This is a genomic window from Pseudomonas marincola, from assembly GCF_900682675.2.
Taxonomy (GTDB): domain Bacteria; phylum Pseudomonadota; class Gammaproteobacteria; order Pseudomonadales; family Pseudomonadaceae; genus Aquipseudomonas; species Aquipseudomonas marincola.
In genome coordinates, this window is record NZ_LR215729.2 from 2,394,325 (window position 1) to 2,419,710 (window position 25,386).

The 25,386-nt window shown below is 57.4% G+C and carries 18 protein-coding genes; 5 read left to right on the forward strand and 13 right to left on the reverse strand.

Features of this window, described 5'->3' with window-relative positions; translation table 11 throughout:
• The first annotated feature begins 16 nt into the window (after positions 1-16).
• The gene (locus PMYSY11_RS11130; RefSeq protein ID WP_150549225.1) at positions 17-985 is read left to right on the forward strand and encodes a DUF932 domain-containing protein; all 969 of its coding nucleotides are present in this window, start codon (positions 17-19) and stop codon (positions 983-985) included.
• Between the two features lie 83 nt (positions 986-1,068).
• Here the strand turns inward: PMYSY11_RS11130 and vapC are convergent, their stop codons facing one another.
• Together vapC and vapB are read right to left on the reverse strand one after the other, a co-directional pair.
• A complete protein-coding gene (gene vapC / locus PMYSY11_RS11135) occupies positions 1,069-1,473 on the reverse strand; it encodes a type II toxin-antitoxin system tRNA(fMet)-specific endonuclease VapC (protein WP_150549226.1) in 405 nt (134 codons plus the stop codon).
• Positions 1,473-1,703 carry a type II toxin-antitoxin system VapB family antitoxin gene (gene vapB / locus PMYSY11_RS11140; RefSeq protein WP_003285520.1) on the reverse strand — a complete coding sequence of 77 codons (231 nt, stop codon included), beginning with the start codon at positions 1,701-1,703 and terminating at the stop codon, positions 1,473-1,475. Before vapB ends, vapC begins: the two co-directional genes overlap by 1 nt.
• Positions 1,704-1,859: 156 nt before the next feature.
• Between vapB and PMYSY11_RS11145 the strand changes: the two genes are divergently transcribed.
• The 4 genes from PMYSY11_RS11145 (at position 1,860) to PMYSY11_RS11160 (ending at position 4,568) form a co-directional block, all read left to right on the forward strand.
• Complete coding sequence (locus PMYSY11_RS11145) at positions 1,860-2,864, forward strand: YqaJ viral recombinase family nuclease (protein ID WP_150549227.1); 1,005 nt, start codon at positions 1,860-1,862, stop codon at positions 2,862-2,864.
• A 91-nt stretch (positions 2,865-2,955) separates the two neighbouring features.
• Entirely contained in the window at positions 2,956-3,906 is a 951-nt protein-coding gene (locus PMYSY11_RS11150; RefSeq protein ID WP_150549228.1) for a recombination directionality factor, read from the forward strand.
• Entirely contained in the window at positions 3,878-4,375 is a 498-nt protein-coding gene (gene radC, locus PMYSY11_RS11155) for a RadC family protein (protein ID WP_150549229.1), read from the forward strand. Before PMYSY11_RS11150 ends, radC begins: the two co-directional genes overlap by 29 nt.
• A gap of 10 nt (positions 4,376-4,385) precedes the next feature.
• Complete coding sequence (locus tag PMYSY11_RS11160) at positions 4,386-4,568, forward strand: hypothetical protein (RefSeq protein WP_059319052.1); 183 nt, start codon at positions 4,386-4,388, stop codon at positions 4,566-4,568.
• A 100-nt stretch (positions 4,569-4,668) separates the two neighbouring features.
• On the opposite strand, the gene PMYSY11_RS11165 is transcribed toward PMYSY11_RS11160, so the two are convergent.
• From PMYSY11_RS11165 to brxC, 11 genes are all read right to left on the reverse strand, one after another.
• Complete coding sequence (locus PMYSY11_RS11165; RefSeq protein WP_150549230.1) at positions 4,669-5,655, reverse strand: DUF7281 domain-containing protein; 987 nt, start codon at positions 5,653-5,655, stop codon at positions 4,669-4,671.
• Complete coding sequence (locus PMYSY11_RS11170; protein WP_239655475.1) at positions 5,652-8,426, reverse strand: hypothetical protein; 2,775 nt, start codon at positions 8,424-8,426, stop codon at positions 5,652-5,654. The genes PMYSY11_RS11165 and PMYSY11_RS11170 overlap by 4 nt, the downstream gene beginning before the upstream one ends.
• Positions 8,423-9,022, reverse strand: coding sequence for a condensin complex protein MksE (locus tag PMYSY11_RS11175; RefSeq protein ID WP_057391040.1), 600 nt, complete (start codon positions 9,020-9,022; stop codon positions 8,423-8,425). Before PMYSY11_RS11175 ends, PMYSY11_RS11170 begins: the two co-directional genes overlap by 4 nt.
• Positions 9,019-10,263, reverse strand: a complete 1,245-nt coding sequence (locus tag PMYSY11_RS11180) for a hypothetical protein (protein ID WP_059319050.1) — start codon at positions 10,261-10,263, stop codon at positions 9,019-9,021. The genes PMYSY11_RS11175 and PMYSY11_RS11180 overlap by 4 nt, the downstream gene beginning before the upstream one ends.
• Before the next feature lie 8 nt (positions 10,264-10,271).
• On the reverse strand, positions 10,272-12,314 hold the full coding sequence (brxL, locus tag PMYSY11_RS11185; protein WP_178093486.1) for a protease Lon-related BREX system protein BrxL: 2,043 nt from the start codon (positions 12,312-12,314) through the stop codon (positions 10,272-10,274).
• A 6-nt stretch (positions 12,315-12,320) separates the two neighbouring features.
• Positions 12,321-14,639: a BREX-1 system phosphatase PglZ type B gene (gene pglZ / locus PMYSY11_RS11190; protein ID WP_150549232.1), complete on the reverse strand. Its 2,319-nt coding sequence runs from the start codon at positions 14,637-14,639 to the stop codon at positions 12,321-12,323.
• A 121-nt stretch (positions 14,640-14,760) separates the two neighbouring features.
• On the reverse strand, positions 14,761-15,441 hold the full coding sequence (locus PMYSY11_RS11195) for a DUF4276 family protein (protein ID WP_150549233.1): 681 nt from the start codon (positions 15,439-15,441) through the stop codon (positions 14,761-14,763).
• Entirely contained in the window at positions 15,438-16,541 is a 1,104-nt protein-coding gene (locus tag PMYSY11_RS11200) for an AAA family ATPase (RefSeq protein ID WP_204881709.1), read from the reverse strand. Before PMYSY11_RS11200 ends, PMYSY11_RS11195 begins: the two co-directional genes overlap by 4 nt.
• Before the next feature lie 120 nt (positions 16,542-16,661).
• On the reverse strand, positions 16,662-18,377 hold the full coding sequence (locus PMYSY11_RS11205) for a DUF262 domain-containing protein (protein WP_150549234.1): 1,716 nt from the start codon (positions 18,375-18,377) through the stop codon (positions 16,662-16,664).
• Positions 18,374-21,895 carry an Eco57I restriction-modification methylase domain-containing protein gene (locus tag PMYSY11_RS11210; protein WP_150549235.1) on the reverse strand — a complete coding sequence of 1,174 codons (3,522 nt, stop codon included), beginning with the start codon at positions 21,893-21,895 and terminating at the stop codon, positions 18,374-18,376. Before PMYSY11_RS11210 ends, PMYSY11_RS11205 begins: the two co-directional genes overlap by 4 nt.
• Positions 21,895-25,359 (reverse strand): BREX system P-loop protein BrxC, encoded by a 3,465-nt coding sequence (gene brxC / locus PMYSY11_RS11215; RefSeq protein WP_150549236.1) that lies wholly within the window; start codon positions 25,357-25,359, stop codon positions 21,895-21,897. The genes PMYSY11_RS11210 and brxC overlap by 1 nt, the downstream gene beginning before the upstream one ends.
• Positions 25,360-25,386: the final 27 nt, after the last annotated feature.

Below are 25,386 nucleotides of genomic sequence, written 5' to 3' on the forward strand. Positions count from 1 at the left end.
TAGAAGGAGTATTGTAATGGCTCATCTCGTCGAAACCATGGCTTACGCTGGCGCTACCCCGTGGCACGGTCTGGGCAACAACCTGCCGCAGAAGCAGCCCATCGAAGTCTGGCAACGCGAAGCCGGCATGGACTGGCAGATCCTGGAAAGCCCCGTGCATTTCAAGTCGGACGCCATTGGCCATCTGGGCGCGATCCACTCATTCCCGGAACAGAAAGTGCTCTACCGCTCGGACACCAAGGCACCGCTGTCGGTGGTCTCGCAGCGCTATCACACCGTGCAGCCAAAGGATGTCTTGGAGTTTTATCGCGACCTGACCGAGGTCTCCGGCTACGAGCTGGAAACTGCTGGCGTGCTCAAGGGGGGTCGCAAGTTCTGGGCGCTGGCACGCACCGGCCAGGGCGCTGCACTCAAGGGTAACGACCAGGTAAATGGCTACCTACTGTTGGCCACTTCCTGCGACGGCACTCTGGCCACCACGGCAACGCCCACCACCATTCGCGTGGTCTGCAACAACACCCTCACCATCGCCCTGGACGGCACCAGCCGTGCGATCAAGGTGCCGCACAGCACCCGCTTCGATGGTGAGCTGGTGAAGAAGCAGCTTGGTGTCGCCGTCTCGCAATGGGATGAGTTTATGTACCGCATGCGCCACCTGGCTGAACGCAAAGTGCAGTGGCATGAGGCACTGGGCTTCTTCATGAACGTGATGTGTGAGACCAGCCCGACCGGTCCGCTTCCTGAACAGCTGCCGAACGAGCGCGCTCTGCGCAAAGTTCAGGAGCTGTACGAAGGTCGTGGCCGTGGCAGTCAGCTCGACTCGGCACGTGGCACCGCCTGGGGCCTCCTCAATGCCGTCACCGAGTACGTCGATCACGAGCGCCGGGCGCGCAGCACTGAGTATCGCCTCGACTCAGCCTGGTTCGGCCAGGGCGCGCAGATCAAGCAACGCGCCTTGGACGCAGCGCTGCAGCTCGCCGCTTAAGCTGATGCGGCATAAACACAGCCCCTGATCGCCACAAGGGTGATCAGGGGTTCAGCTGCTCTGCGTTAAATGATCGCCCTTACTCAGGCGCTCACCCAATCCTCGACGCGCAAACCCGGTACTCGCTCGAATTCACGAAGATTATTCGTGACCAGAATCAGTCCCTGGGCACGTGCGTGTCCTGCAATCATCTGATCATACGGGCCAATAGGCTTGCCGATACGAGCCAGCTCAGCTCGCAATTGCCCGGAATGAGCCGCTGCCTGAGCGTCGTAAGGCAGTACTTCCAGGCGCGCAGCGAAACCTTCAACGTCCGCCAGATTACGCTCGGGATTAGCGGACTTCTCGGCGCCGTAAATAAGCTCCATCAGGGTGACAGTGCTGATGCTCAGCTGGCCTGAATGGCGCTTGAAGGCTTCCCGCACCTGCTCAGGGCGATTCTTGATCGTGAAAATGCAGATGTTGGTATCAAGCATGTACTTCAGCATCAGAACGCATCCCGCTCTTGATCTGCAGGTTGCTCGCGATCCGCCATGTAGTCAGCGGTCACACCTTCGCCATCGAACCAGACGTCCCAGGCCTCGCCTGCCGGCGTGATGATTCGGGCTCGACCAACTACCACTACATCCACCCGCTTCACATCCTCAGGCAGCGCAACCGCCTTGGGCAAACGCACCGCCTGACTGCGGTTGCTCTGAAAAACTGCACCTTGTTCCATGGAAACCTCCTGGGGATATGCCCTGCGTATAGCCCATTGTGCCAATCAAGCGGGATATGTCAACGGCATATCCCTGACTAGACATCTACCTACCACCATAAACGCCCGGTCAGCCTTGTGCTGGCTGGGCGTTTTTATGCCTGCAGGAGAAACATGATGAAAGCTACTTCATTGAACCGCAGCCCCAGTAAACCCCGCCCAGCCCTACGTTTAATCAGTACCAAAGAACTACCCCGTGAGGACTGGCTGCAGATCCGCAAGCAAGGCATCGGGAGTTCGGATGCTGCAGCTGCAGTCGGTCTGAACCCCTACAAATCGCAGCTGGAACTCTGGATGGAGAAGACCGGTCGTGATGCTGGCCTGCCCAAGGCCGACCCACAGGATGAGGAAAGCCCGATGTATTGGGGCAACGTGCTGGAGCCCATCGTGGCCTGGCACTACAGCAAGCGCACAAAGAACAAGGTTCGGCGCATCAACGCCGTGCTGCAGCACCCGGATCCGGAGCTGCCCTGGATGCTGGCCAACATCGACCGCGAGGTGATCGGGACCGACGATGTACAGATACTCGAATGCAAGACAGCCGGCATAAATGGCGCACGTTTCTGGAAGGAAGGCGTTCCCGAGTATGTGCAGCTTCAGGTTATGCACCAGCTCGCCGTCACCGGCAAGCAGGCGGCGGATGTGGCGGTACTGCTGGGTGGTCAGACACTGGAGATCCACCGCATCGAGCGGGATGAGCAGATGATCGCTCGCCTGATCGAGCTGGAGCGCCAGTTCTGGCACTACGTGGAGACTGATACGCCGCCACCGGCTGATGGCACCGCTTCGGCAGAGTCAGCACTGCGCTGCCTCTACCCGGAGGACAACGGCCAAGTCGTCGACTTCACCCAGCATGCCGGGCTCAGCGCGGCTTACGTCGAGCTGAGGGCAGTTCGTCAGTCGATTGCCGACAAGGAAAAACGCGAGGCTGAGCTAAAGCAGATGCTGCAGCAGGCCATGGGCGATGCCAGCAGAGCGGAGTTTTCCAGCGGCTATGTCAGCTGGCGCAAAGCCAAGGACAGCATCGGCCTCGATGTCGCTCAACTGCTCAAGGACAAGCCGCACCTGCAGGCCAAGTACCCACTGCTGAAGCCGGGTGCACGACGCTTCCTGGTCGGCTGAAACCAACCTCATTCATCCCTTCCCTCCCCTTGGCCAGTCCATGCAGTTCGCGCTGCGTGGCTGGCCTTTTTTCATTTCAAGGAGACTCACCATGCTCAAAGGTCTGGCTATCACCCCGCCGGTACTCGGGCGGATTTCCATCGGCAAGGTCATCGAGAAAAACGGCAAACGGCTGCCGGAAAAGGATGACCAGTTCACCATCACTTCCCAGGTGCAAGGCAAGGACGGCTGGCTGCTGCACCCATTCAATGAAGAGCTACGCCAGGGCAAGGACGACAAGCTCCGCAGCATTCCGGTACGACTGCTGTTCAACGAGCCGGAGCTGAATTTCCGAGCCGACTACACGCTGTTCGACCGGCAATCGGGCCGACCTGTTTGCGTCGGCAATGGCGAGACCTGCAAGCGGGTTACCCAGGACGGCATGCAGTCGTTGCCTTGTCCTTCACCGGATGCCTGCCCGCTGGCAAAAGGCGGTGCCTGCAAGCCCTATGGCCGACTGAATGTGGTCATTGGTGATGAGGATCCGCTGGGCAGCTTTGTGTTTCGCACCACCGGCTTCAACAGCATCCGCACCCTCGCCGCTCGCCTGCATTACTTCCAGGCCATCTCGGGCAACCGCCTGGCCTGCCTGCCACTGGAACTACGTCTGCGTGGCAAGTCGACACGCCAGAGTCATGGCACGCCGATCTTCTACGCCGACCTGACGGTACGCGGTGGCATGGAAATGGCCGAAGCATTGGTGACAGCCAATGAACTCGATTCACGACGTCAGGCTGCAGGCTTCAATCAGGCCGCTTTGGATGAGGCGGCACGACGCGGCTTCGGCAACGGTGCGTTCGAGGACAGCGAGGAGGATGTCGGCGCCATCGTCGATGAGTTCTACCCCGAGGGTGAAGCCACTGCTGTAGCAACAATGTCTCAACTCAACCCCACCAAACCCAGCCTGGCTGAAAAGCTCGATGCACAGGCTGCACGTCAAACCCCACCCACAGACCAAAACCAAGGAGGCCGCCATGCGCCTGCACAAGCTGAAAGCCAGTGACACGACAGGCACCTACCTGGTCGAGTCGCCGGTGACGGAAAACGACATCCTGCTGATGGCCAAGCAACTGGCCAGTCTGCGCCTGCGCAAGGGCCGAGCACTGACTTCCCCCAAGGACGTGTTCTGCCACCTGCAAACATTGCTGGCCAACTATGAGCATGAAGTATTTGCCCTGCTCATGCTCGACAGCCGGCACCGAGTGATCGCATTTGAGGAAGTGTTTCGCGGCACGCTGGATAGCGCCAGCGTCTACCCACGGGAGGTCGTGAAGCTCGCCCTGGAGCACAACGCCGCTGCCCTGATCCTGGTGCACAACCACCCTTCGGGAGACCCTGAGCCCAGCATGGCGGATCGCAATCTCACCACAAAACTGCAGGACGCGCTGAATCTGGTCGGAGTTAGAACGCTCGATCACGTTGTGGTGGGGAACGAAGGCTGCGTGTCACTGGCAGAACTGGGCTACCTGTAAGGAGGTTCCAATGAAACTGCTGTTACGGACTGTTGCCTCGGTATTTATGTTTGCCGGGATCCTGGCAGGCTGCCTGGCGCTATTGCTGCTGGTGATTCTGATGGTGCGTTTTCCGCCATTGCTGATCGCTGTGCTTGTCGCTTGCTGGCTTCTCAGTCGACTACAGAAGTCATCTCAAAAGGTCCTAGAATAAGAAGCTTAACCAGGACGGGTAGCCACGGCTAACCGTCCGCAATCATCCGGCCAACTTTCTTTTTTTGGATTGAACTGCAACCGTAGCTCATAGACCACACCTACAAGTCATCCAGATTGACTGGGAGGGCTGTCTCACTTGATCGAGACTTAGCAATTTCGATCAGCTCAAGGTCTTCTGAAAGCATTTTATTCACCGGTTGCTGAGAAATTCCCCGCCGTAAAAACACACTCTCCTGCTCCAATGCCAAGCCCATTCCTTGCAGAGCATCACACAGCTCGGCCAACTCGCTGGGCATGCCCAACGATCGAAGTCGACTTACCGCATCCTGATAGTTCGCTAAGTTGTCCTGCCAAATCCGTTGATTGCCATACAGCCTCAACCGCTCCTGCCAATGCGGCATTAACCAGAGTTTGCACGTGCCCCCAATGAGCTCATAGAGTCGAGCGAAGTTCTGAAGCCCAATACCATCGTAATCGGGGAAAAGGATTACCTGTGAAGCCCGCGGTCTCTTGGCCAACCAGTACAGCAGCAGGCCGCTCAGCTGTCCGGAGTAGTAGCACAAGGTGCCGCTCGCATCGGCGGGCAGCCAGCTGATATCGTCGAACAGGGCTTGGTTCTCGATCAGCCACAAGGGCGAAGCCGTGTGCCAATCATCGCCGCTCTGCACAGCCAAAGCGGCAGCCCCGCAGGTCTGCGTCAGCTGCGATACATCGAGTAGTTGGCCCTTGCCATCACGCCAGTACTGCCCGTCGTTTACGGCTTTAAGCAGCAGATACTGTACCGAGTGCCGCGCACTACCACTTTTACTGTCACGGTTCCGCGACATATTGAGGGCGCGCTGCGGGATCACACTGGCCGCATTTTCCGTGTGTCCCGGCCTTAGCTGAGCAAGGTGGGCCTGAACCTGTTCTAGGGCGGCAATCTGATACAGACTGCCGCGACCACTAACTGACAACCGCACCGCCAGGGTTCTCCGAGCGAACTCCTCCAGCGCTCCGCGCTGGGCAGCTGTCAGTTGGCTGGCAGCCAGCCTACCGCCAGCAACAAGCAGCTTTTCCAGTGCATCGGCCAGTGAACGGCTCACGCACCAGCCCCCGCCAGGCGCGGCTCCAACTCCTGCCAATTCTTGCGGCTGACGTGATTGTGTCCGCCGTGGCGAGTGATTGGTACGCAGTAACGAACGGTTGCCAGCGGCGCGGGAGAGGCGAAGATAAGCGCAAAACCGAACTCAGCAGCTGTGTCGATCAAGCTCGTCTGGTTTGGCCCATCAAGCGCCAGCGCCTCATCCAAGTAGCAAGCAGCCCGAACCGAATAGCGCTTGTCCTGCATCTGGTGCAGTAGCGCCAGCCCCGTTACCAACTTTGCCATCAGCACCGTGCCGTTGGAGGCAGCGCCATCAATATCAGCAAAGGCCTCAGGTTTCTGGCCCTCTTTACCGACGATGAAGCTCAGACGAAACAGATGCTCAACAGCCAGACCGCCTCGGGCATCACCCTCTCGGATCAGCAGGGCCTTTGCCCGTGTGAGACTCTCATCATCGAGCACACTTCCGTGGTCGAACAGCTCAAAGCTCTGGCCTGAATCCACCTGCTCCGCTGTGCTGATAAGCGCCTCGATCGCCCAGACCAGCTCCCGCTCGTCTTCAGGCTCGATCTTGAATACCGAAAGGTCGGACAACCGACGCCGGCCGATCAGCTGGTTGAATTGGCGCATCTTGGCCTTGAAATCGTTCAGGCTGCCTCGCAATTGCCGCAGGCACGCCGTGACGTTGACCACCGCTGTGCGCGCCTTACGCTCGATGGCCTCGAACTCTTGGGGCAGATGCCGGCCAAACTCGATCATCAGGCGGATCTCTTCGTCAGGATCGTCGGCCGTCTGGAACTTGGTCAAACCATCCGCATGCAGCTCGGCGAGCAACCCACGTACATCAGTTTCAAGGCTCAGCAGCCGGCGGCAGTCCTGCTGATACTCTCGCAGGTGCTCGGCCAACTGCTCAATAGCCAGCTCTGCAGCCCCAACCCACGTGTGATGCGGCAGATCAGCCAGATAGCTGAAGATAGGGTCACCATCACTGCGCCGATCGCGGCCAGTACAGATCTCCCCGTGCTGGCCGTCGAGTTCATCCTGCTGCTTACGTATGCCATCCAGCTGTTCTCGAAGACGCTGCACCTCGGCCTGGACTCCTCTCAGCTTGGCCTCCAAATCAGCCAAGACGCTCCGGCAGTCCAACAGAGATCGCTCGCGCTCAGCTCCGCGCTCGCGCAAGATGGCGAGATCGTCAAAGGCTTCCAGCTCGCGCAGGGCCTGCTGGTAGTCATGCTCTCGTTCAAGCTTGAGTGCCTCAGCGGCCCGAATTTGCTCCGCAGCCTGTAGCTGCTCATCGACCTGAGCCAGCTGGCGCTGAAGGTCAGACAACTCCTGATCGATTTCTTCAGCGCTGCGCTGACGGTGCTGGTCGGGCAGGTCAGCCAACTGCAGATCCAGTCCCGGCAGTTCAAGGCGGCCAGCCTGGCTGAGCCATTTCTCAAGGCTTTGATGCAGTTGCTCGCCGTTGAGACGGAAGCAGCTCTCCGGCAGCGTCATAACCTCCCGTGCGAACAGCCGGTTCAGGGCAGCCAGCTGCTCCGCGTTCAACTCCCGCTGCAGATGCTGATAGAGGTTGCCCGCCAGGCTTGCTCTTTCGCGACTGAGCCGCTGCACGTCCTGCGTAACCCTGTTGCGATCGCGAACAATCTCATTGGGGCTTCGACCCTGTACTCCGGCAACGAGCGCAACCTGGGCCTCGTAGGCTGCACGCGCATGCTCGATGCTACGCTCCAGCGTCTCGCGTCGGTCGATCAGCGTGAACCGGCGCTCCAGTTCAGCCTGCCGCTCACCCTCGCGCTTCAGCGCAGCCTCAGTCTGCAGGCTGCGCTCACGGGCAGCAGACCACTCTACCCGGTCATGTTGCAGCTGCTCTTCGGCTTGCTCGATGCCGGCGCGGGTCTGTTGCAGGTCAGCTGAGCGAGACTGGTAATAGCTCTGCCAGTCCTGCAGCGCCTGATCGATCAGCGGACGGAGGTGAAACAACTTGCCGCGCAACTGCAAGCGCTCCTCATACAGCGTTTCGAGGCGGCCGATCCGTTCCAGCTGCTTTTGGGCAGCTTGGTACTGCTCTCGGTCGGCATTTACATCGGCGAAAGCTTTGTCCCACTCCTGCTTGAAGTCGATGCCCGCGTCCGAAAGATCTCGGTGAAAGATCTGCAACAGGTAGTCCTTCACCTCCTTGGATTGCAGCTTGTCCAAGCGCAGAGTTCGGGTGAGCACCCGTTGGAATACCTCAGCGTGGCGGGCCTGCTCCAGGCGGAAAATTGTGAAGTCACCGTTTTCTCCCCGCCCCCGCCGACTGTTGCCATACACCATGCTGGTGAACTCGCTACCGCTATAGCGTTGGGCGAGCAAGCCGCGAGTGGCTAAATGACTCAGCAGCTGCGGTTGTGCCACCAGACAGCCGTCATCGCGCCGGTAGTCATCGAGGTTCAGTTGGCCACGGTAAGCGAAGTATTCGTAGTCGTTGCTGACACCCTTGCCAACACATCCCAGCACCACACTGCCCGACTCAGGAAGCAGCACCTCCAGCAGGATGTAGGCGCTGTTGTTGGGGAAATAGAAGCGCCGACTGCGTTCTACGTCGTGTGGACCAAAGTCCATCCGCCGCCGGTCGATGATCAGCAAGAACTGCAAGGCATTGATCAGACTGGTCTTGCCTGTATTGTTCGGAGCCACCAACGATACAGACGCATCCAAAGGTAACTCTGCGCGCTCGTAGCCTGCACTGTTAAGCAGCACCAGCCGTTGAAATCCATAATCCATCATGCTGGCTCATCCTCTTCACTGGTCTCGATGGCCTCGCTGACATCAACACCCTCTTCAATCTCGCCGTCCTGCTCCCCGGCCAGCTTCACAAAATGATCTAGATACCGCCAGACGGCAGGCAGTAGCCGCCATCCTCCTGCAGCTGACTCAGCAAACCCATACGCACACGCGCGATCGAGCAGCCCTACGAGCGACTCTTCATCTAACCCCTCAGCCAAGAGCAAGTCATGACCGCGCTCAAGCAACTTTGCCAGCACAGCGCGATCAATGATCCAGTCACCGAATCGGTGCAGGTGCATCCCCTCGTCGGCCTTCAACTCGAACAGCAGCATGAACAACAGAGCCAGCTGGCGTGTGGTGCGGCTGACGTTGCTGCTCGCATTGTCGAAGTGGAACCAGGCAAACCCGCGCCTATCCACGCGCAGTGTGAAGCCAAGACGCCCGAACAGCTCCTGGTACTGCTCCTGCTCTTTTTCAAGCTCAGCCCACAGGGCAGGCTCTGCGATGTGGTTCAGGTGCTTGCCCGCATTGAACAGCTCGAACAGCGGCCCGAGGTTCGGCAAACGCCCCAGATGGAGAGTGGCGGCTTGAGTCATCGTGCGGGTATTCCATGAGGATAGTGAGTCACGCGCAGCAGATTAAGGTCAGTACTGCGCTTCAGGTCGTCCTGCTGGAACTCCCACTCCGGCTCCCTGACAAGCTCGTGGTAAAGGCGAAGGACAGTGGCATCATCTAGGTAGGCGTAGTTCGTCCGAAGCCAGTCAAGCAAGCTAGGCACAGGGCCACTGGCAGCCAGGCGCTCGCGCAGCTCGACACCATCGACGAACTGCAGCTCTGCTACCGACTCAGCTGGAGCTTCATCGGGGAAAGTCTGACTCACAGGCTCATATGCCATGGCCTCAGCCATGATGGTGAGCACCTCATCGCCAACCGTTACCCGCCGGGGACGCTCTGCGCGCCAGACCGGGAAGTCAGGTTGGCGGAATGTGCGCGACAAGCCGCGCTTTCGCACCTGTCCAAGAAGCTGGCTGACGGCAGCAGACAGGCTGTTATGCCGCCTGAGCTCTTCACGCAACGGTAAAAGCGTGTCACTGCACTGCTTAAGCACCTCCCGGCCCAGCCGACGCAGTTCTTTGACCTGGAAGCCGGTCTGACGTACCAGCATACGCAAGGTGTAAAGCGCGCCCTGAACAGCGAGTTTCTCCTGGCAGTAATCAATCTGCCGCTCTGCATCCTCCAGCAAGCGGTAAAAGCTGCCGGACGGGCCGCTGTCCATCATTTCCGCCATTGGCTCGATGTAATCATCATAGGCCTGTAGCACCTGCCGGTAACGCCGCTCGGCCGGCACATGGGCCTCAGTGCTCTTGGCTTTCTCGGCAATTTCGAGAATGGCGTGGCGATCCTGATCCAGCTGCTGGGCAATCTGGCGAAACAACTCAGTAAGCTGGACGGCGGACTGACGCAGCAGATCAAGGTCATTACCCTCGATCGCCTCATTCAAGCGCTCCGTAGCATCGCGAATTCCTTGCACTCGGGCCTGGAGCACTGCAGATAGCCCAAGCTCATGCTCTCTGTTCAGGCCACGGACGAATTCAAGCACCAAGGGATTGAACTGCAGCAGTTCATCCCTTGGAAGGACACGAAGAATTTCGGTGTTGATCAGCGCTCGCAGAACATTCTCACGAGCGTCTCGCGGCATGCTTGGATCCACCTTACTGATCAGCGCCAGCACTTGCTCCGCTTCAAATGCCGGAATCTCTCGAGTGCGCTGTACCAGCCACTCGACCACCGGCCAGTGGCTATAAAGGGCGAATACCAGAGAGCGTGGATTAGCCATGTGCTTAGCTATTCCACAATCGCCTTCAACAACGCATCCCGTGCATCCTGATAAAACTGGATATCGATCTTGGTCGCCATGTCGTCTGACAGGTCATACAGCTGACGCCTCGCCGTAACAGGCATGAGCAGTGCGCTCGCGCCCTTCTCAACCGCAAGCTCAGCGATATTTACTGCGTTGCTGATGGGCTCAATAGAGCCGCCCAAATTGATCTCGCCGACAACGATCAGTCCGCCTTTAACTGATTTTTTCAGCAGGCTGCTGCACATGGCGATCAATGCTGCCATTCCCAGCTTGGAACCTCGTTTTGCAGCATCGAATGCGCGTAGCTGGATGGAGAACTCGTGAGAGCGCGGATCTCGATCGCCAACGAGCTGAACAGACCGTGAATACAGGTTCTGCTCGGCATAACGTACCGACTCCTTGAACGCCGCCGGCGCGGGATTGTTGAGAATCTTCACCCCAGAGCCTGGCCCACCGTTAACTTCGATACGGTACAGACCCGCATTGTCATCAATATCAGCGCCGCCTTCACTGATGGCCCAGATCTGGCCTGGCTCCAACGGATCATCACCAATCTCGTTGTCCGCTCTAAGCTCAGGTGTGGCTACGAACTTCTCGACGCCATCATCACCGATGAAGTAGCTGAAATGTGTATTGCGGAATTCGGCTGCGCCTACCCGCTTCTGCTGCTCTTTTACACGGCGGCGCACTTCAAGGCCCAAACGGGTTGCCCACTCCAGATCCTCGTCGGAGACGGGCATATCCTGGTTGGGGTACATCAGCTTGAGTAGACCAGACACCGTCTTGTTAACAGCGTTGGTATCACGGCCACTGAGCGCGCCGCCCAAGTGAACGCGGTTTTGCATGGCTGACACGCGGCTCTCAAATCTGAGTCGGCTCATGCATTCCGAGAAGAAATCACTAACCAAACCAAAGTGGTCCGTGGTCAGATCCTTGTTCATCTTCGGTACATCCCAGCCCGGGAGGTAACAGTGGATGCGATCCATCCAGGCTGTGTCGTCACGCATCTCAGCTGGCAGCGGGCCAAAGAGGTGGCCAACTCGTTGCTGGTGCTCGACATCCACATCGAAGTTGCCGACAAACACCATGGAGCCATCGGCACGTATGCTCTCCTTGCCGCGGCTGAATTCACCGGACTCCATGTAGCCTTTCATGATGTTGATCCCTTCCTTGGTATCGAAGGAGATCCCGCTAACCTCGTCAAAACAGACCACATCGTACTGGCAGACCAGACCGCGCTGCCCGCTGGCGTTGTTGACGAACATCTTGGCAATGGTCGCCTTGCCGCCCGAAATCAGGTGCGCATAAGGCGATACCTGCTGGAACAGGTGACTCTTACCAGTACCACGAGGCCCCAGCTCGACCATGTTGTAGTTGCGCTCCACGAAGGGCACCATCCGAAGCAGGATGGCATCCTTGGCACGCTGGGTCAGTGCATTGGATTCCAGACCGATGGACCGCACCAGAAAGTCGCGCCACTCATCGCTGCTGAAGTTACTGCGTGCCTCCGCCAGGATATCCAGCACGTTACGCTTGGACATCTGGATTGGTCGCAGCTCCGAGATGCCAAAGGCGTTGCCCTTCTCTTCAGCAATCACACTGTCGTATTCCAGAGTGACCTCGGCATAAAAGCCACCGGTCAACAGCCGCTCATTGTCATCGACAATCTTGTCGGGGATGCGGACCCGATTGAGGTTTAGGCTTGGCAGGCTGGCCAGGTAACCACCCTCTTTTTCCACGAACCGCACGCTGACAATATCGATTAGCTTGGCCGAACCATCCTTGTAGGCCCGAGCTTTGAATAGCTCCTCCTCGCCGGCGCGCACAGTGCGAGAAGCCAGCTGGCGCTGCACAATCTCAAGCCCCTCTTCGATCTCTTGAGGGTCGGTCGAGGCGCAATAGCGGCCAAGCATAAATTCGACCACATAGGTCGGCACCGGAAACTGGCGGGCAAAGGTTCGCACCAGATCCTTTCGGACCAGGTAACCCTCGAAGGCTGCTGCGGCCTTGTGGTCCAGCGTATCCATTTCCACTTATTCGCCTCCTACCAGTGTCGGCTTCTTCGCCAGCACATTGCCTTGATCATCCAGCAGCACCAGCACCGCTGAGCTGCCCTCAAACTGGTCATCTACCAACAAGCTGCATTTGCCGTCTTTAAGCGGCTTGCGTTTGGTGATTTCAGAATCCGGATCAGCCGGGTGAGTCCTCAGCACTGCCAATACGCCCTCAGCCGTGGTTTTAGCCTGAATCTTGCAGGTGAGGCCCAACCAACGAATATCTGACAGCGCCGCGGTCACCGCAGATACGGCCGTGACTGCCTTGGTATTGCGAATCTGAATCACCGGCGTCATGCACTCCTGCAAGCTCAGGCCACCGTGGTCATAGTTTTGACCGGCCTTGAAGCTGCAAACGCCAGGCGCCATGGCGATGCTGACTGCACTATTCCAATACCAGCCCACTTGCTGATAGCCCGAGTCCACAGAATCCTTGATCACCGCACAACGACCCCAGCGCGTTTCGGTCAGGTGCTTGGGCAAGTCGACTTTCGACATCGGCCTTGGCGTCAGTATCCAACCGTGGTCAGTCACAATTCGAATCTTGCGCCAACCCGCAGCGATCAGTTCCTCGGCACGCTCGACGACCTCGTCGAGTAAGGTATCGATGCGTGCAGCGAGCTTCAGGCCCTTAACATGGCCTTCCTTATCAATGTCACCACTTTGCAACCAGGCATTCGAGGCAGGGTCACCTGCCCCCCCCTCTTCCAGATACTGCCAGCCTTTCTCGTTGAGGAACTTGCGTAGATAGTGCGAGGAAAAGTCCTTGTCATCATCCGCGAGGCTCGGCTCAAAATCCCGGTCTGTTAGTCGGCCGGTCAGCCGATCATGCACCGGCGTTACCGCCGCCTTGGCAGTGGCCGTTACCGAAGGCAATGCTGCCCAGTTCGAGTCCAACTGAATTTCACCCAGGCCTTGCAGCTTGGCCGCTAAGCGTTGCGCCGTATCAAAGCGCAGGCCATCAACAAAAAACACCGCCTCGCCGGCCACGGCATACTCCGCCGTAGCTTCATTGACCTGATCAATGCCTGGATAGCCCTTGCTACGCACCAGGCTCTGGAAGTTGCGAGTAACGCCGTCCAGCCAGGGGGTGTAAATCAGATCCAAAAGGCCTTGCACCAGTGCCTGTAGACCAGGTGACAGCGGATAAGCCAATGCGCGTAGTGCATGATCATCTGCACGCCAATAGCTCTCGCGATACTGGCTCGCCATTTCCTCAGGATCTGTGCCAGAGAATGTGTTTGAGGTTGCATTAGCGATCTCGGCCAGATGCTCCAACACCCCTACCAGAGGGGCCATGGCCAGGGCATGCCATACCCAGTTACGACGCTCCGCATGCCGGCTTTCAAGCTGCCCGATGCTCAGGCGCGCCTTGGCCGGATCAAGCTGCAAAAGCCCGTTCAGATCACGTTCAAGCTGCTGCTCTTCACTGGCGTTGATCGAAGGGTAACTAGCACCGCTGGCCGCCAGATCTGCCTGGACCTTCAACAGTAGCTGCGGCAACTGAGGGTAATGCGTGCATGACTCCAAAAAGCGTTGCCAAACGCCCTCCCAGGCACCCTGGCGCTGGCACAGCAGCTCCGCCGCCGTAAGTTCGCCATCCTGCTCTGGGTGGAAGTGATATTCGGTTTCGCAAATACCCACCAAGGCTTGCCACCGAGAAGACTCCCAGCGTTCACGACAGGCCTGGCTGTCGTTCATCCAGCTGAGCAGGTCACGCACAGGGTCGCTGCTGACCAGCTTGTTAAAGTCCGCCGCTTCCAGACGTCGATTGCTCAAGTCATCGCGTGCGCTTTCCAGCACCTCCGGCAGCACCCGCAGCATCACCTGCTGGGTTTTATCATCCTTGGCCACATCCAGACCGGCACCACCGTTGTTGGAGACCAAAAAAGCGTTCACCGTCCAGTCTCGACCGGCATTACTGTAGATCCACCAGCAACCGCGGTACTGCAGCTCAGCTAACGGCTTGAGTGACTCGGGGCACGCTGAAATCGCGCGCAAATCACGGCGCTCATAGCCTGGCAGATAGACAATAGGCGTTCGATCAGCGGGCATCTCAACACCAGGCAAGACACCTTCGACCACACACTTGATCCAGATGGCCGGCCCGGTTTTACGCTCAGGCGCATAGTCACCGAGCACAATCAGCTCTGGCATCGCGGCCTGCAGCAGAGGCAACGCCGACTCCCACTGACGCAACTTGTCGGTCCAGAGGATGACCTTGGGTGCGACTTGAGCATTGGAGTTATAGACGGCGCTGGCGCGGACTTCCTGAGCCAGAAGATCAATAAGTTTCATAGCAATCCCTGGCGATTGGCTTTGCGACAGACGAAGCAGGTTGATGGCTGTACCGGTTCCAAGATCATTACAGCCATTTCTCTATTTAGCCGGCATGGACGCCTTAGTAACCACATCACTTTTATTTACCCCCTGCCACAGCCAGAGCTTCCAGCCGATTAAGCCAGTCATTGAACAAGGCACACTTGTTGCGCATTGCTGCCAGACCTACTTCCAGCGCGGCCAAGGTCCCCATCAATGGCTTCTGGTAACCTGGGATCAGAGCTTTAACTCGTTTGCTTGGAGCGGTATGAGGGCTATTGTTGATATGTTCCGGGCTGTCAAACTGAGCGGCTATCTGAACTAGCTCTGCTTCAAGCTGTTCCAGATCTACCCCCCTGGCAAATGCTTCCGGATCGCTGAACAGCAATGCTTCGAACTCATACATCTGCACAAAGGGAATGAAACGGCGCATGGGCTCTTGTCCGATCAATCGTTCCAGTTCTGACGTCATAGCCTCCTGCACAGCCGTCGCTTTGCTGTGAATATCCGCATTGTCAGCAAGTGTGTCTTTTCCAGGGAATGATTGTGGCAATCCGTAGTAGTCAAAAAACGTCGTGCAATAGGCTTGGCGTTCCCCTAGCAGGCGCTTCTCCACATCTGATTGCAGACGCTCGAATTTGAAATTACCGCCCTTACGACCTGGTTTGCCAACCAGCGCTGGAACTAGATGAACGCCCCGTATTAAAAAAGCCGGCTGGAGCAGTTCGTTAACGAACATCTCCTCGGTCTGACCTTCACAAATAACATGGACGCGAATCACCGTGTCGGCCTCCCGCCCAGGATATTTTTCTGCCACAGCTCACCAATGGTGTAATCCTCCAGCCAGGCTGTGAACTGGCTTTCCTCCAAGCGTTTAAAAACCGACCCGCCATTTTCCCGGTCCACGACTATCAGATCATCGACCTCAAACTCGTTAAGCAGCGCTACTGACTGGGTGGAAACAATAACCTGGGTGCGTGTGGCTGCCGACCGAATCAGCGCCCCCAGCAGTGTTATTGCGTAGGGATGAAGCCCCAGTTCAGGCTCATCGATAATGATGGTGGTCGGCGGGTTGGGCTGCATCAATGCTGTGACAAGACAAATGAAGCGCAGCGAGCCATCAGACAACTGACTTGGCCACAGCGCATAATCACTGCCCTCCTGCTTCCACAGCAAGCGAACCAGTTGCTCCTCGGAAGCGAGGGTGGTCGGCTTCAAAACGAAGTCGTCAAAAAACGGAATGGCGAGACGTACTGTTTTACGGATCTGACTGTAGACAGTTGGCGCCTCGTCCTGCAGCTTCAGCAAAAACGCAGCAAGGTTTGATGCATCCATCCGCAGGAAAGCATTGTCATGCACGGCGCACTGGCTTTTCACCCCCGCCGTATCACTGGTGTCATGGAAGTGATAAACCTTCCAGTTGGAAATCGCGCTGTAGCAATAGCTTGCGACCTTCTTCGAAAAGCCCCGTTCCGTTTCTTTTTTCAAGTTCGATTCAGCATGTCCAGCACCCAGATTCGGACGCGTCACGCCGTGATAAGGACCGTTGAAATACAGCATCTCCGAGGTGAAGATCAGGCCGTCATCCACGGTCGGCTCCAGCGCAATATCATAGCCGTTGTTACCGAAGCGAACAGAGGTTGTCAGCGCGGAGGTTTCCTTGACCCCATAGCTAAGCACCCTGTCTGCACCACCCTGCTTGGCAACCCACACCTGCAAACGCCCCTCGACCAGCTCGGACAGCATACGGAAATAGGAAACAAAATTACTCTTACCGGAACCATTGGCGCCGATCAGGACGTTAAGATTGCGCAACTCCAGGTTCTCCATCTTGCGGATGGATCTAAAGCCAGAGATTGATAGCGTGTGAATTGCGCTCATTGTTTAGCACCCAACATCCTGAATGAATTTGTCCATCTGACACCATAAACGGTTACTTTTCCATCACCTATATAACCTGCACATCTGTTGTTCCGGTAATAAATCTGGCCAACGGAGTGATCAGTTTTTTGACTGGCATGCTGCAGGCGCGGACTTCAGCTTCCAGCCAGCTTCCAACACATCCAGCAGGCTTTTCTGACGTTTCTCCACTACCTCAGGGGTCCACTCCGTAGTATTCAACACCTGAGTTGTCATCACGTAAGATGAAACGCCTTTTCGGCCTCCAAAGTAAGCCGTTTTCTTTTTAGCAAAGTCGAGGTTGCTTGCAGCCGAATTGCGCTGCTGGGTCAAAGGCACCAGGTTGGCAATTTTGTGCACCCATTGCTGTCTGACTTCTTCCGTCGGCCAGCTTTCTTCCCATTCACTGTTTGCTACAACTGTTTGCGGCAGTACGTGTTCGATAGTCAGCACTTTGGCGTCATAGCTAGCAGCTCCATCTGACAAGAAAGAATCCAACCGCAGGATCAGATAGTTTCGACGGCGCGCAGTCAGGTAGTAGATATCTGAATTCAGGACATCCAGCATTTCGCGCTTTTCGCTTTCCGTTAGCTCCACTGTCTTGACCGGGCTATCCAGGGAGTGCGCCCCCATAAGCTCTTCGAGCACGACTGCATAACGAGCGATACGCTGGTTTACATTCTTGGCGCTGATGTGCATGTAGCCTGCCAACCGCTCCAGCTGTTGGAAGAACCACAACACATACTCCGGGGAATCCTTTTGGGTAGACAAAAACTGGATAGCACAGGGCATCCAGTCAGAGTTGTCGATGCGATTCAACCATTTCAACAGAGCGTTCACATCAGCTGCGTTCGCCGTTGAGACGTACTCGCTCTTCTTTGCAATCAGATAGGCTACGGCATAAGGCTCAATAACCTCTGAAATCAGTTGCTCAGAGCTGCTCGATTTCTTTACCACATGCTCATCAAACTCTTCCAACAAGGTGCGCTGTGCCTTAGCTCGCGCGTAGATCATACGGATATGATTGAAAAGCTCAGCGAAACCCGCTCGCCCGGTTTTGACCTCTAGTTCTTCCCATGTATTGGTGTAGTCTTCCTGCTTTTCGGCAACGATATTACCGATCACATCTGACTTGATAATATCGGTCGGCAGCAAATCCAATCCCCGGCTATTCAGCACTGAAAATACCCGGAACGCAGATTTTTTACTGGGCGTGGACACCACAACCAGGAAGCAGCGCTGGATCAGGAAAGCACCAAAGCTGATCAGGCCATCCGTATCATTGGAAAAAGCCGTTAAAAGCCTGTCCCTAAGCAGTCTGGCGTTGCGCTGGATGTTCTGCTGCGGTTCTTCCAGCTGGGCCGATTCGAGGGCCAGCAGCTCGTTGAATTTGAATGCCTGTACATAGTCGGCAAAAAACTGTCTATCTCGATCGCGCAAGCTCAGTCTGGGTTTGGCGCTGATACCCTGAGAAAGCCTGCCAGGCTCGCGGATATAACCTTCGAAATCAGAACGCACCTCACCCTCAAGCAAACTGGTGATCACCGACAACAATATAGTGAGTGTAGTCAGTCGCTGCTGCCCATCGATCACCTCTGAAGCTGGCTTGCCTTCTGCCTTGATCAGCACAATGCTGCCAAGAAAATACGAATCACCCTCCGGCTCCGCCAGATAGAAGCTGTGCAGGTCGTCAAACAGCTCCAAGGCCTGATCGTCAGTCCACGCGTACGGTCTCTGATAAGCTGGAATAACAAAGTCGAAGTCAGAGCTGAAAATTTTTGCCAACGGGTACTCTGCCCCCGTTATTTTGTTGCTCATGCCTTGCTCTCCCTTGCTTTGTGCTTCTCAGCCAAGCTCAAGTGATGGTCATTGATCCGTGCGCCCTCGCCTTCGCCGTACTCCAGGCCCAGGCGGTACCAGGGGGCGGACTCGACATCCTTGCCGCGATCCTTGGTCCACTTGATGTTGGGCGCCCAGCGCAGGATGCCGGCGCCTTTTTTGCTGACATCACGGGCGTAAAGGAATGGCCGGATATTGAGGCGCACGCCATCGTTGAGGTCGGGGTTCCAGCCGATGGGTTGTTCGGCCAGGGGCTTCCAGCGTACGAAAATGTCGTAGGGCTTTTCGCCTTCGAGGATGGCTTCCAGTTCTTTTTTCAGGGCTTCGGCGGCGGCGAGGCGTTCCTGGGCACCGTCTTCGCTGTTGGCCAGGCCCGATTGCTGGGTGCGAATCCAGTCGCCCAGGTAGGTGTAAATCAGGCGTTCCAGGCCGGCTTTGTCGAGCTTGTGGTAGTTGACCAGTACGCTGAAGCCGTCTTTGAGACCGTCCCAGATGTGCCAGATAAAGGGTCGATGCTGGAACAGCTTGCAGTGCTGTTCAAAGAACTTGTCGCGCAGCCACAGGCTGAGGGACTTGCTGCCGACGGCGTCGAGAAGGCGATTTTTCAGCGGGGTGGTCCAGGCGTCGCCATAGGCGGCCTGCAGCAGGGCTTCCAGGCGCTGGTCGGCGGCCTTTTCACCGCGCACTGGTGGCAGGCAAACGATGCCATCGTCATCGACAAAGCCGGCCAGTGCCAGGCAACGCTCGACCCATTCGCGCTGTTCGGCGGCCAGCTCCATTTCCGGGTCCAGCTCTGCCGGCCACTGGTAACCAAGCAGGCGGGCGACCGCGACGTGCAGCACGCTGTCATCGACGCGCAGCTCGCCGTGGGCGGTCCATTTGCTGTTTTCGTCCCAAATTACCGAGCCACAGGGGTGGCCGTGGAAAATCCATTGGGTAGGGTCGTTGGTGTAGGGCTGGGGTAGGCCGTTGGGGTATTGATCCTCGGCGACTTTGGTCCAGATGTTCAGATCAAATGGGAGTTTTTCCACTAGATCACGAGTTATATTCAGCTTCTGGTTAATTGAACGCAGATCCGCATTGAAAGAATCTGACATGCAATAGGAAAAAAATGCTGAAAAGTTAACATCATCGCTTGGAATTAACGTATAGCTATTATCGTCATAGAAATGGCCACAATACATCGCCGCAGGCAATTTGTTCATTTTGGAAAAAATTATACCGCGGTGCCTCCAAGCATCCCTACCTCGAACCCCAAACTCGTATATTTTTTGTTTTTTTATCTCAGAAAGTGACAAACAAACGCCAGACTTCCCAGTGAAGTACTCAGTACCATTTGGAGATGACTCCATCAGCTGCCATTTAGTAGAGGCTAAAGAGATAAGTTCCCAGAAGCTACGTGTAACACGAGCAGTTTGTCCTGGCTTGGAGCCATAGCCGACATAAGCATATTCTCCAATGGCTGGGTGCCTGCTCAACTGGTCAAAAAGCACAGCAGCATCCGGGTTCCCCAGCTGCCTCCCCTGCTCCACACTCTTCACATCATCTGCCAACAACCCCACCGCCTTCTCCGCCGCCGTGCGCGGTTCGGACACATCCACCCCACGAATCCAGCTGCCCTGCTCGCCACTGTGCAGCAGATCCGCCGACTGGCCTGCGGCATTGCCACGACTCAGGTTGATCAGAATGGCTTTGACGACCTCACCGCTGATGGTTTCGAAGGCACTCGGTCCCAGCCGAGCAATCAAATGCCAACTGTCGTTCTGCAACAGCTTTTCGCGGAACTTGCGGTAGCTGGTAAGAAACAGCCAGTTCTGCGGCAACACAATACTGGCGGTACCGCCCTGCACACAGAACTCCAAGCAACGGTCAAGAAACACCGTCGCCAGATCGTTCTTGCCTTCGGGGTACCAGGTTTCGCAGTAATCTTTCAGGGTGTCGTGCTGCTTGCCGCGTGCCAGATAAGGCACGTTGGTGATTACCCAGGTGTATTGGCCTGAAAGTAGTTCAGCGGCCTTGGCCAAACCCTGGGCGACAATACCGGCCTCCAGGCGATTGGTTATGGCGGAGATTTCGCCATCGGCCTGGTTTTGCTGATTGGCCTGATCCTGAGTGAGCGCTTCACCCAGCAGTTGCTGCAATTCGCTCCACTGGGCGATTTGCGCAGCCTTGCTGCGGCGCGGGTTAATCAGACTGCCGAGGACCGGGGCATCCTTAAAGGTTTGGTACATCCAGTCCAGGGCGATGGTGAGGTTCTGCTTGCCCGCCTTGCGGCTGAGCTCTTTCCACTCATCGCGGGCAGCAGCGATGGACAGGCCACTACAGGCCAGGTGCAGCTCCGGCAGGCTGCGGTAACCGCCAGCATCGGGATAGCGCCAGGCTTCCAGGGCGACAGCAAAGGCCGCCAGTTCGACGCAGCGCTGATCCAGTTCCAGGCCATGCAGGTTTTCACTAAGTACCTTATCGATGGCTTGGCGGGCGTTGAGCTGCTCGGCCTGCATGCGCATGGGCACCAGCATCAGGAAGGCAGCAACCAGGAAGTGCCCGGAGCCGCAGCAAGGGTCGAGGGCTTTGAGTTCGCTTAAGCGTTTGGGCCAGGCGTCGAAGGTGCCGGAGGCGGGTCGCCATTGATGGGTCGCCTCGTCTTTAACAAAGCGCAGGTAGCTCAGCGGCACGCCGGGAATGGCGGCTTTGTGGCGTAGCTCTTGTTCGCTGTTAGCGGTTTGCCAGTCGTGGTCGGTGAGTCGCTGGCCTGCCCACCAGGCGCCCAGGCTGTTATCCAGCAGGAAGCTGACCATATAGGGTTCGGTAAACAGCTGGGTGACGGGCGAGAGCTCGTCTGCGCCAATCTTGACCTCGGATTTGTTGACCTCTTCTTTGCGCTTGCTTTGCCAGAACTGGTACACCCAGCCGAGACTGTCCTGGGCCTGGAAGGTTTCTGCAGCCAGGCCGGTGACCAGTTTTTCCAGCTCGCGTTGGTGCTCGGGGGCGAACTCCAGAGCAAAGACTGGCGAGTCGATACGGAAGATCTGCGGCAGCATTTTTGAGGCCAGCACACCAGCCAGCTCCCAGCCACTGTGGCAGCGGCGCTCCAGCTCATCACGCAGGGTGTCCGGGTCTTGTACCAGCTCGCTGCACTCACTCAGGGTCAGCGGTGTGTGCTCGTCGTACATCAGCAGGTGGTTCTGCTCCAGAAAGCGGGCGAACAACATGCGGTGCCAATGCTCGTAGGCAACTTCGGTGATCAGCTTATTCAGGCTTTGCTGGCCGTTGGCCTGTTTGCTGTCACCTAGCTGGCGGCCGTGGGCGCGCAGACGTGTACGCAGCTGGCGTTGCTGGTCATTGAGGTAATCGGCTGCTTTGGCCTCGCCCACGCTCAGGCGAGTCAGCGCCTGGCTGGCGGCCGTTTCGGCAATGTCGCGGGCTCTAACAACGGTCGCTTCCAGCGTACGGCGCAGGGCTTTTTCGAGGGGCTGGCGATGTGTGGCTTGGGTCATCAGAAGGTCACCGGTCCGTCGTTGAGTTTACTGAGAATCTGTTGTTTGACTTCGGCCAGCCAGGCATCGATATCAGCTTCGCTTTCAAAAGTTTTGCGCGGCAAGTTGATGCGCTGCAGCTTGGGTTGCAGCAGTTCTGCGGCTTCCAGGCGAGCGCTGTCGAACTTGCTGGCGAGCGAGTCGGTGCGATCGGTCCACTGCTCCAAACTGACCTCGCTGAGGCTGTCGAGAATCGCCTCGGCATCATTCAGCGTGGGTTGTTCCAGGCTCAGCAGCTTGCGTTTTTCCAAGATGGCGCGTTGTTGCTGATCATTCAGTTGCTGCCAGTGGCTGTCGGCTTGCAGCTGAGCCAGGCAGTCGGCATGGCGATCCAAGTAAGCCTGAACATGGAACTGGATGGCATCGCGCAGTTTGCTGACCAGTCGCTGGATCAAGCCGGTGGCTGGGTTGGGGTCATCCAGCAGGGAGCGATGCTGACTTATGGCATCGGCTTCGGCCTGAATGGGCGCATGGAAGGCTAGGCCACGGCTGGCGTCTAGCAGACTGGTCAGCAACGTCCAATCGCCACGGAGAACTTCAATACGCTTGGCGGTCTCGGCCCAGTCCTTGATGGCCTGCTTGATCGCGTCCTGCTCATCCAGTACCTGCTTGAGTTGGGCATTGCCGGATTGCCGGGCCAGTTCATCAAAGACCTTGGTATCTGGCACTGCTGGGAATGGGGCAGGACCACCGGCGCGCTTGGCCAGCTCACGCCCCTTCTCGGCCAGGAGAGGCAGTTTGTTGGCCTCCTCCCCCGGCTGGCACTCGATACCACTGCTGCTGAGCACGCCGCGGATCTTGATCATGTCCACCGGGCGGATGGTGATGCTTTCCGGACGGAAGCTGGCCTGGGTGATTTGCTTGCGATCAAGGCTGCTGGCGGTTACCGGGTTGTTACGGCTGTCGGTGGCGATCAGGATGCCACTGGAAAGCAACACATAGAGCGCACCGTCAATGGCATCCTGGGGCCAGCCATAGGGCGCGGCCAGGAAGTGCTCGCGGATTTCACTGCCCTTTTTCGAGACACCGATAAAGCGTTTGATCGCGGCACAGACCGGATGCTGTTCGGCATCGCCACTGTAACCAAGTAGCTCGAGGGCGTTCTGGCCACCGTCTTTGCTGGCACGCTCGTAGACCTTGCCCCAGGCGGGGTGGTCGGCCTGGTCGAACTCGCGGTAAAGCCGTACCAGTGACGCCTTAGCGGCGCTTTCGACACGTTCGGTAATGCTGTTGCCGTCCACCTCGTTGCCGCCGGCTTGCAGCACCTGTACGCCTTCGAAAATTTCACGCAGCAGCGCTTGCACCTGCTTCTGAGCATCGCGGTGGCGGGTTTCCATTGCACTGCGGGCATCTTTGCCGGCATCGGTGTTGGGAATGCCTCGTTTGTCGAGGGTGGCCTGGGCGGCGTGCTCGGCGGTAATGGCATTGGTCAGTTCTGAACGGTTACGTGCCGGCACGTAAATGAAGATGGTCGGCTCGCTAGGGTTGCGGCTGCGAGCCTCGGTCATAAAGCTTTTTTCATCAATTGCCCAGCCATCCTGAACCCAGGCATAGATTTTCTCGTTGGCATCCTTCGGCAGTTCCGCATCAAAGCAGGGCAAAACCTGGCGCGGCTCATTGCATTTGCCCTGAGTCAGGCGTACCTGGGCGATCTGGCGGCGCAGCTCCTTGTGCAGCAGATCGACGCGGATGTTTTCTACGCGCTGCAAGTTGCCGCGCAGGTCGGCCTCTTCCTGGCGGAGAGTGTCGTACCACTGGGCGCTTTCCTGCGTTTGCAGGCGGTATTCGGTGCCGGTACTGGTTTGCATGGGCATGACCAGGCCGTCGTCAGCCAGCTCTTGCAGCAGCTTGGGTACCTGGGTGCGGATGGCATCTTTGCCCTGGTTGAGGTCATCAATCAGCAGATCGCCGAGCATATCGGCAGTGGCGCGTACGCCACAGTCGGCGGTCGGATCCGTTGGCAGCTTGCCGATCAACAACACCAGAGAAAGGATGCGTGACTTGAGCTTCTCGTCGGCATCACCTGCTGACAAGCGGCCAATGATTTCGGCGATTTCTTTGGAGATCACCCCGGTCTGTAACAGGTTGACCGAGATCTGGTTGTAGATGAAGTCTGCAGCGACCACGTGGCCAAGCGGCTGATCTGCCGTAGCTTGAGCGGCCTCGTGGATGACCTTAAGTTGGTTACGCAGCTGCGAGGCAGTGCCTGTGGTATCAACAATACGCAGGACCTTTTCCCAAAAGCGCCGGCGCACCGGCAGCAGCGGGTAGTCGGCCAGCATGACCTTTTCATCGTCGCGGTGGTGCTCGATCTTGGTACCGCGAAGCTGACGGGAAATTTCGCCCAGATGGGACTGCATGACTTGCTCGAGGTGCGGGCGAGCCGAGGCTTTTTTGCGCAGGATGACTTTGCGAATCACCGATTCGACATCGGTATCCGAAAGCTGCACATGAATCTGGAAACGGCCGAGCAAACGCTGCAGGTTAGCCATGCCTGACAGTGCGCTCTGCCCGGTGGACACGAACAACATCTTGCTCTTGAACTTGGAGCTCTTGCAGCAGGTTTCGACGACTTCCTGTACCTGGTGGGCCTTCTCCGAGTCCGAGCCGACGTACTGCTGCACCTCATCGAGCACCACCAGTGTCAGCGGGAACTGGCCATCCTTCACTAGGGCGTCATAGATGGCGTCGACCATCTGCTGGTTGGTCACATCCTGCACATTGGGGTACTGCTCGCGCAGCAGCTGGCGCACTTGTTTGACGTCATCTCCCAGGGTGCTGTCGATAGCCAGCAAGGCACGTGAAATGCTGCTGGAAACGTAGAGGTCTTCCAGCTCGTCATCCCAATTGTCGCCTGCTGCTTCAACGTGGGCTTTAACCTGGTCGAAAATGCCCTGCTTATGCAGCCACAGCACAAAGCGCGCCTGGTGGTACTGTTCCGGCAGTCCAGCGGACTTGAAGACGATGTTCAGCAGGGCCAAGCGCACATTGTTGTTGGCGCCGGCACCTAAAGTGCCCGAAGCCGCGTGCAGGCCACCATGGCGCTTGGCCTGGATGCTGAGTTCCTTGAAGTGATCCTTGATCTCCTGAGGCAGATCGGCAATGTCGCGAGCTGCTACGCCATCGCTGAATTCCTGGTTGGTCCAAAGAGCACGAAGCATTTTGGCCAGGTGCGATTTACCCGAACCGAAGAAACCGGAGATCCACACGCCGGGCTGTTCATGCCCGTCACCCAGGTTGCGCAGATAGGCGGAGAGGATTTTATCGAGGCCCGCCTGGTATTCGCCGTCACAGACAAATGTCTGCAATTCGTAGCGCAAGGTTTTCAGGGCCTGCTGGGACAGGTCGTCTTTGACCTCGGCAACGCCGTTGTTTTCCAGCCGGTTCTGTTGCGGGTCTAGGTCGTAAATCTCGCGGTTCAACATCCTGGGCGTACTCCCTGTGCGCATTGG

Excerpts from the sequence above, each read along its gene's own strand:
- PMYSY11_RS11130 (WP_150549225.1), top strand. The coding sequence starts at position 17 with ATGGCTCATCTCGTCGAAACCATGGCTTACGCTGGCGCTACCCCGTGG.
- vapC (WP_150549226.1), bottom strand. The coding sequence starts at position 1,473 with ATGCTGAAGTACATGCTTGATACCAACATCTGCATTTTCACGATCAAG.
- vapB (WP_003285520.1), bottom strand. The coding sequence starts at position 1,703 with ATGGAACAAGGTGCAGTTTTTCAGAGCAACCGCAGTCAGGCGGTGCGT.
- PMYSY11_RS11145 (WP_150549227.1), top strand. The coding sequence starts at position 1,860 with ATGAAAGCTACTTCATTGAACCGCAGCCCCAGTAAACCCCGCCCAGCC.
- PMYSY11_RS11150 (WP_150549228.1), top strand. The coding sequence starts at position 2,956 with ATGCTCAAAGGTCTGGCTATCACCCCGCCGGTACTCGGGCGGATTTCC.
- radC (WP_150549229.1), top strand. The coding sequence starts at position 3,878 with ATGCGCCTGCACAAGCTGAAAGCCAGTGACACGACAGGCACCTACCTG.
- PMYSY11_RS11160 (WP_059319052.1), top strand. The coding sequence starts at position 4,386 with ATGAAACTGCTGTTACGGACTGTTGCCTCGGTATTTATGTTTGCCGGG.
- PMYSY11_RS11170 (WP_239655475.1), bottom strand. The coding sequence starts at position 8,426 with ATGATGGATTATGGATTTCAACGGCTGGTGCTGCTTAACAGTGCAGGC.
- PMYSY11_RS11175 (WP_057391040.1), bottom strand. The coding sequence starts at position 9,022 with ATGACTCAAGCCGCCACTCTCCATCTGGGGCGTTTGCCGAACCTCGGG.
- PMYSY11_RS11180 (WP_059319050.1), bottom strand. The coding sequence starts at position 10,263 with ATGGCTAATCCACGCTCTCTGGTATTCGCCCTTTATAGCCACTGGCCG.
- brxL (WP_178093486.1), bottom strand. The coding sequence starts at position 12,314 with ATGGATACGCTGGACCACAAGGCCGCAGCAGCCTTCGAGGGTTACCTG.
- pglZ (WP_150549232.1), bottom strand. The coding sequence starts at position 14,639 with ATGAAACTTATTGATCTTCTGGCTCAGGAAGTCCGCGCCAGCGCCGTC.
- PMYSY11_RS11200 (WP_204881709.1), bottom strand. The coding sequence starts at position 16,541 with ATGAGCGCAATTCACACGCTATCAATCTCTGGCTTTAGATCCATCCGC.
- PMYSY11_RS11205 (WP_150549234.1), bottom strand. The coding sequence starts at position 18,377 with ATGAGCAACAAAATAACGGGGGCAGAGTACCCGTTGGCAAAAATTTTC.
- PMYSY11_RS11210 (WP_150549235.1), bottom strand. The coding sequence starts at position 21,895 with ATGACCCAAGCCACACATCGCCAGCCCCTCGAAAAAGCCCTGCGCCGT.
- brxC (WP_150549236.1), bottom strand. The coding sequence starts at position 25,359 with ATGTTGAACCGCGAGATTTACGACCTAGACCCGCAACAGAACCGGCTG.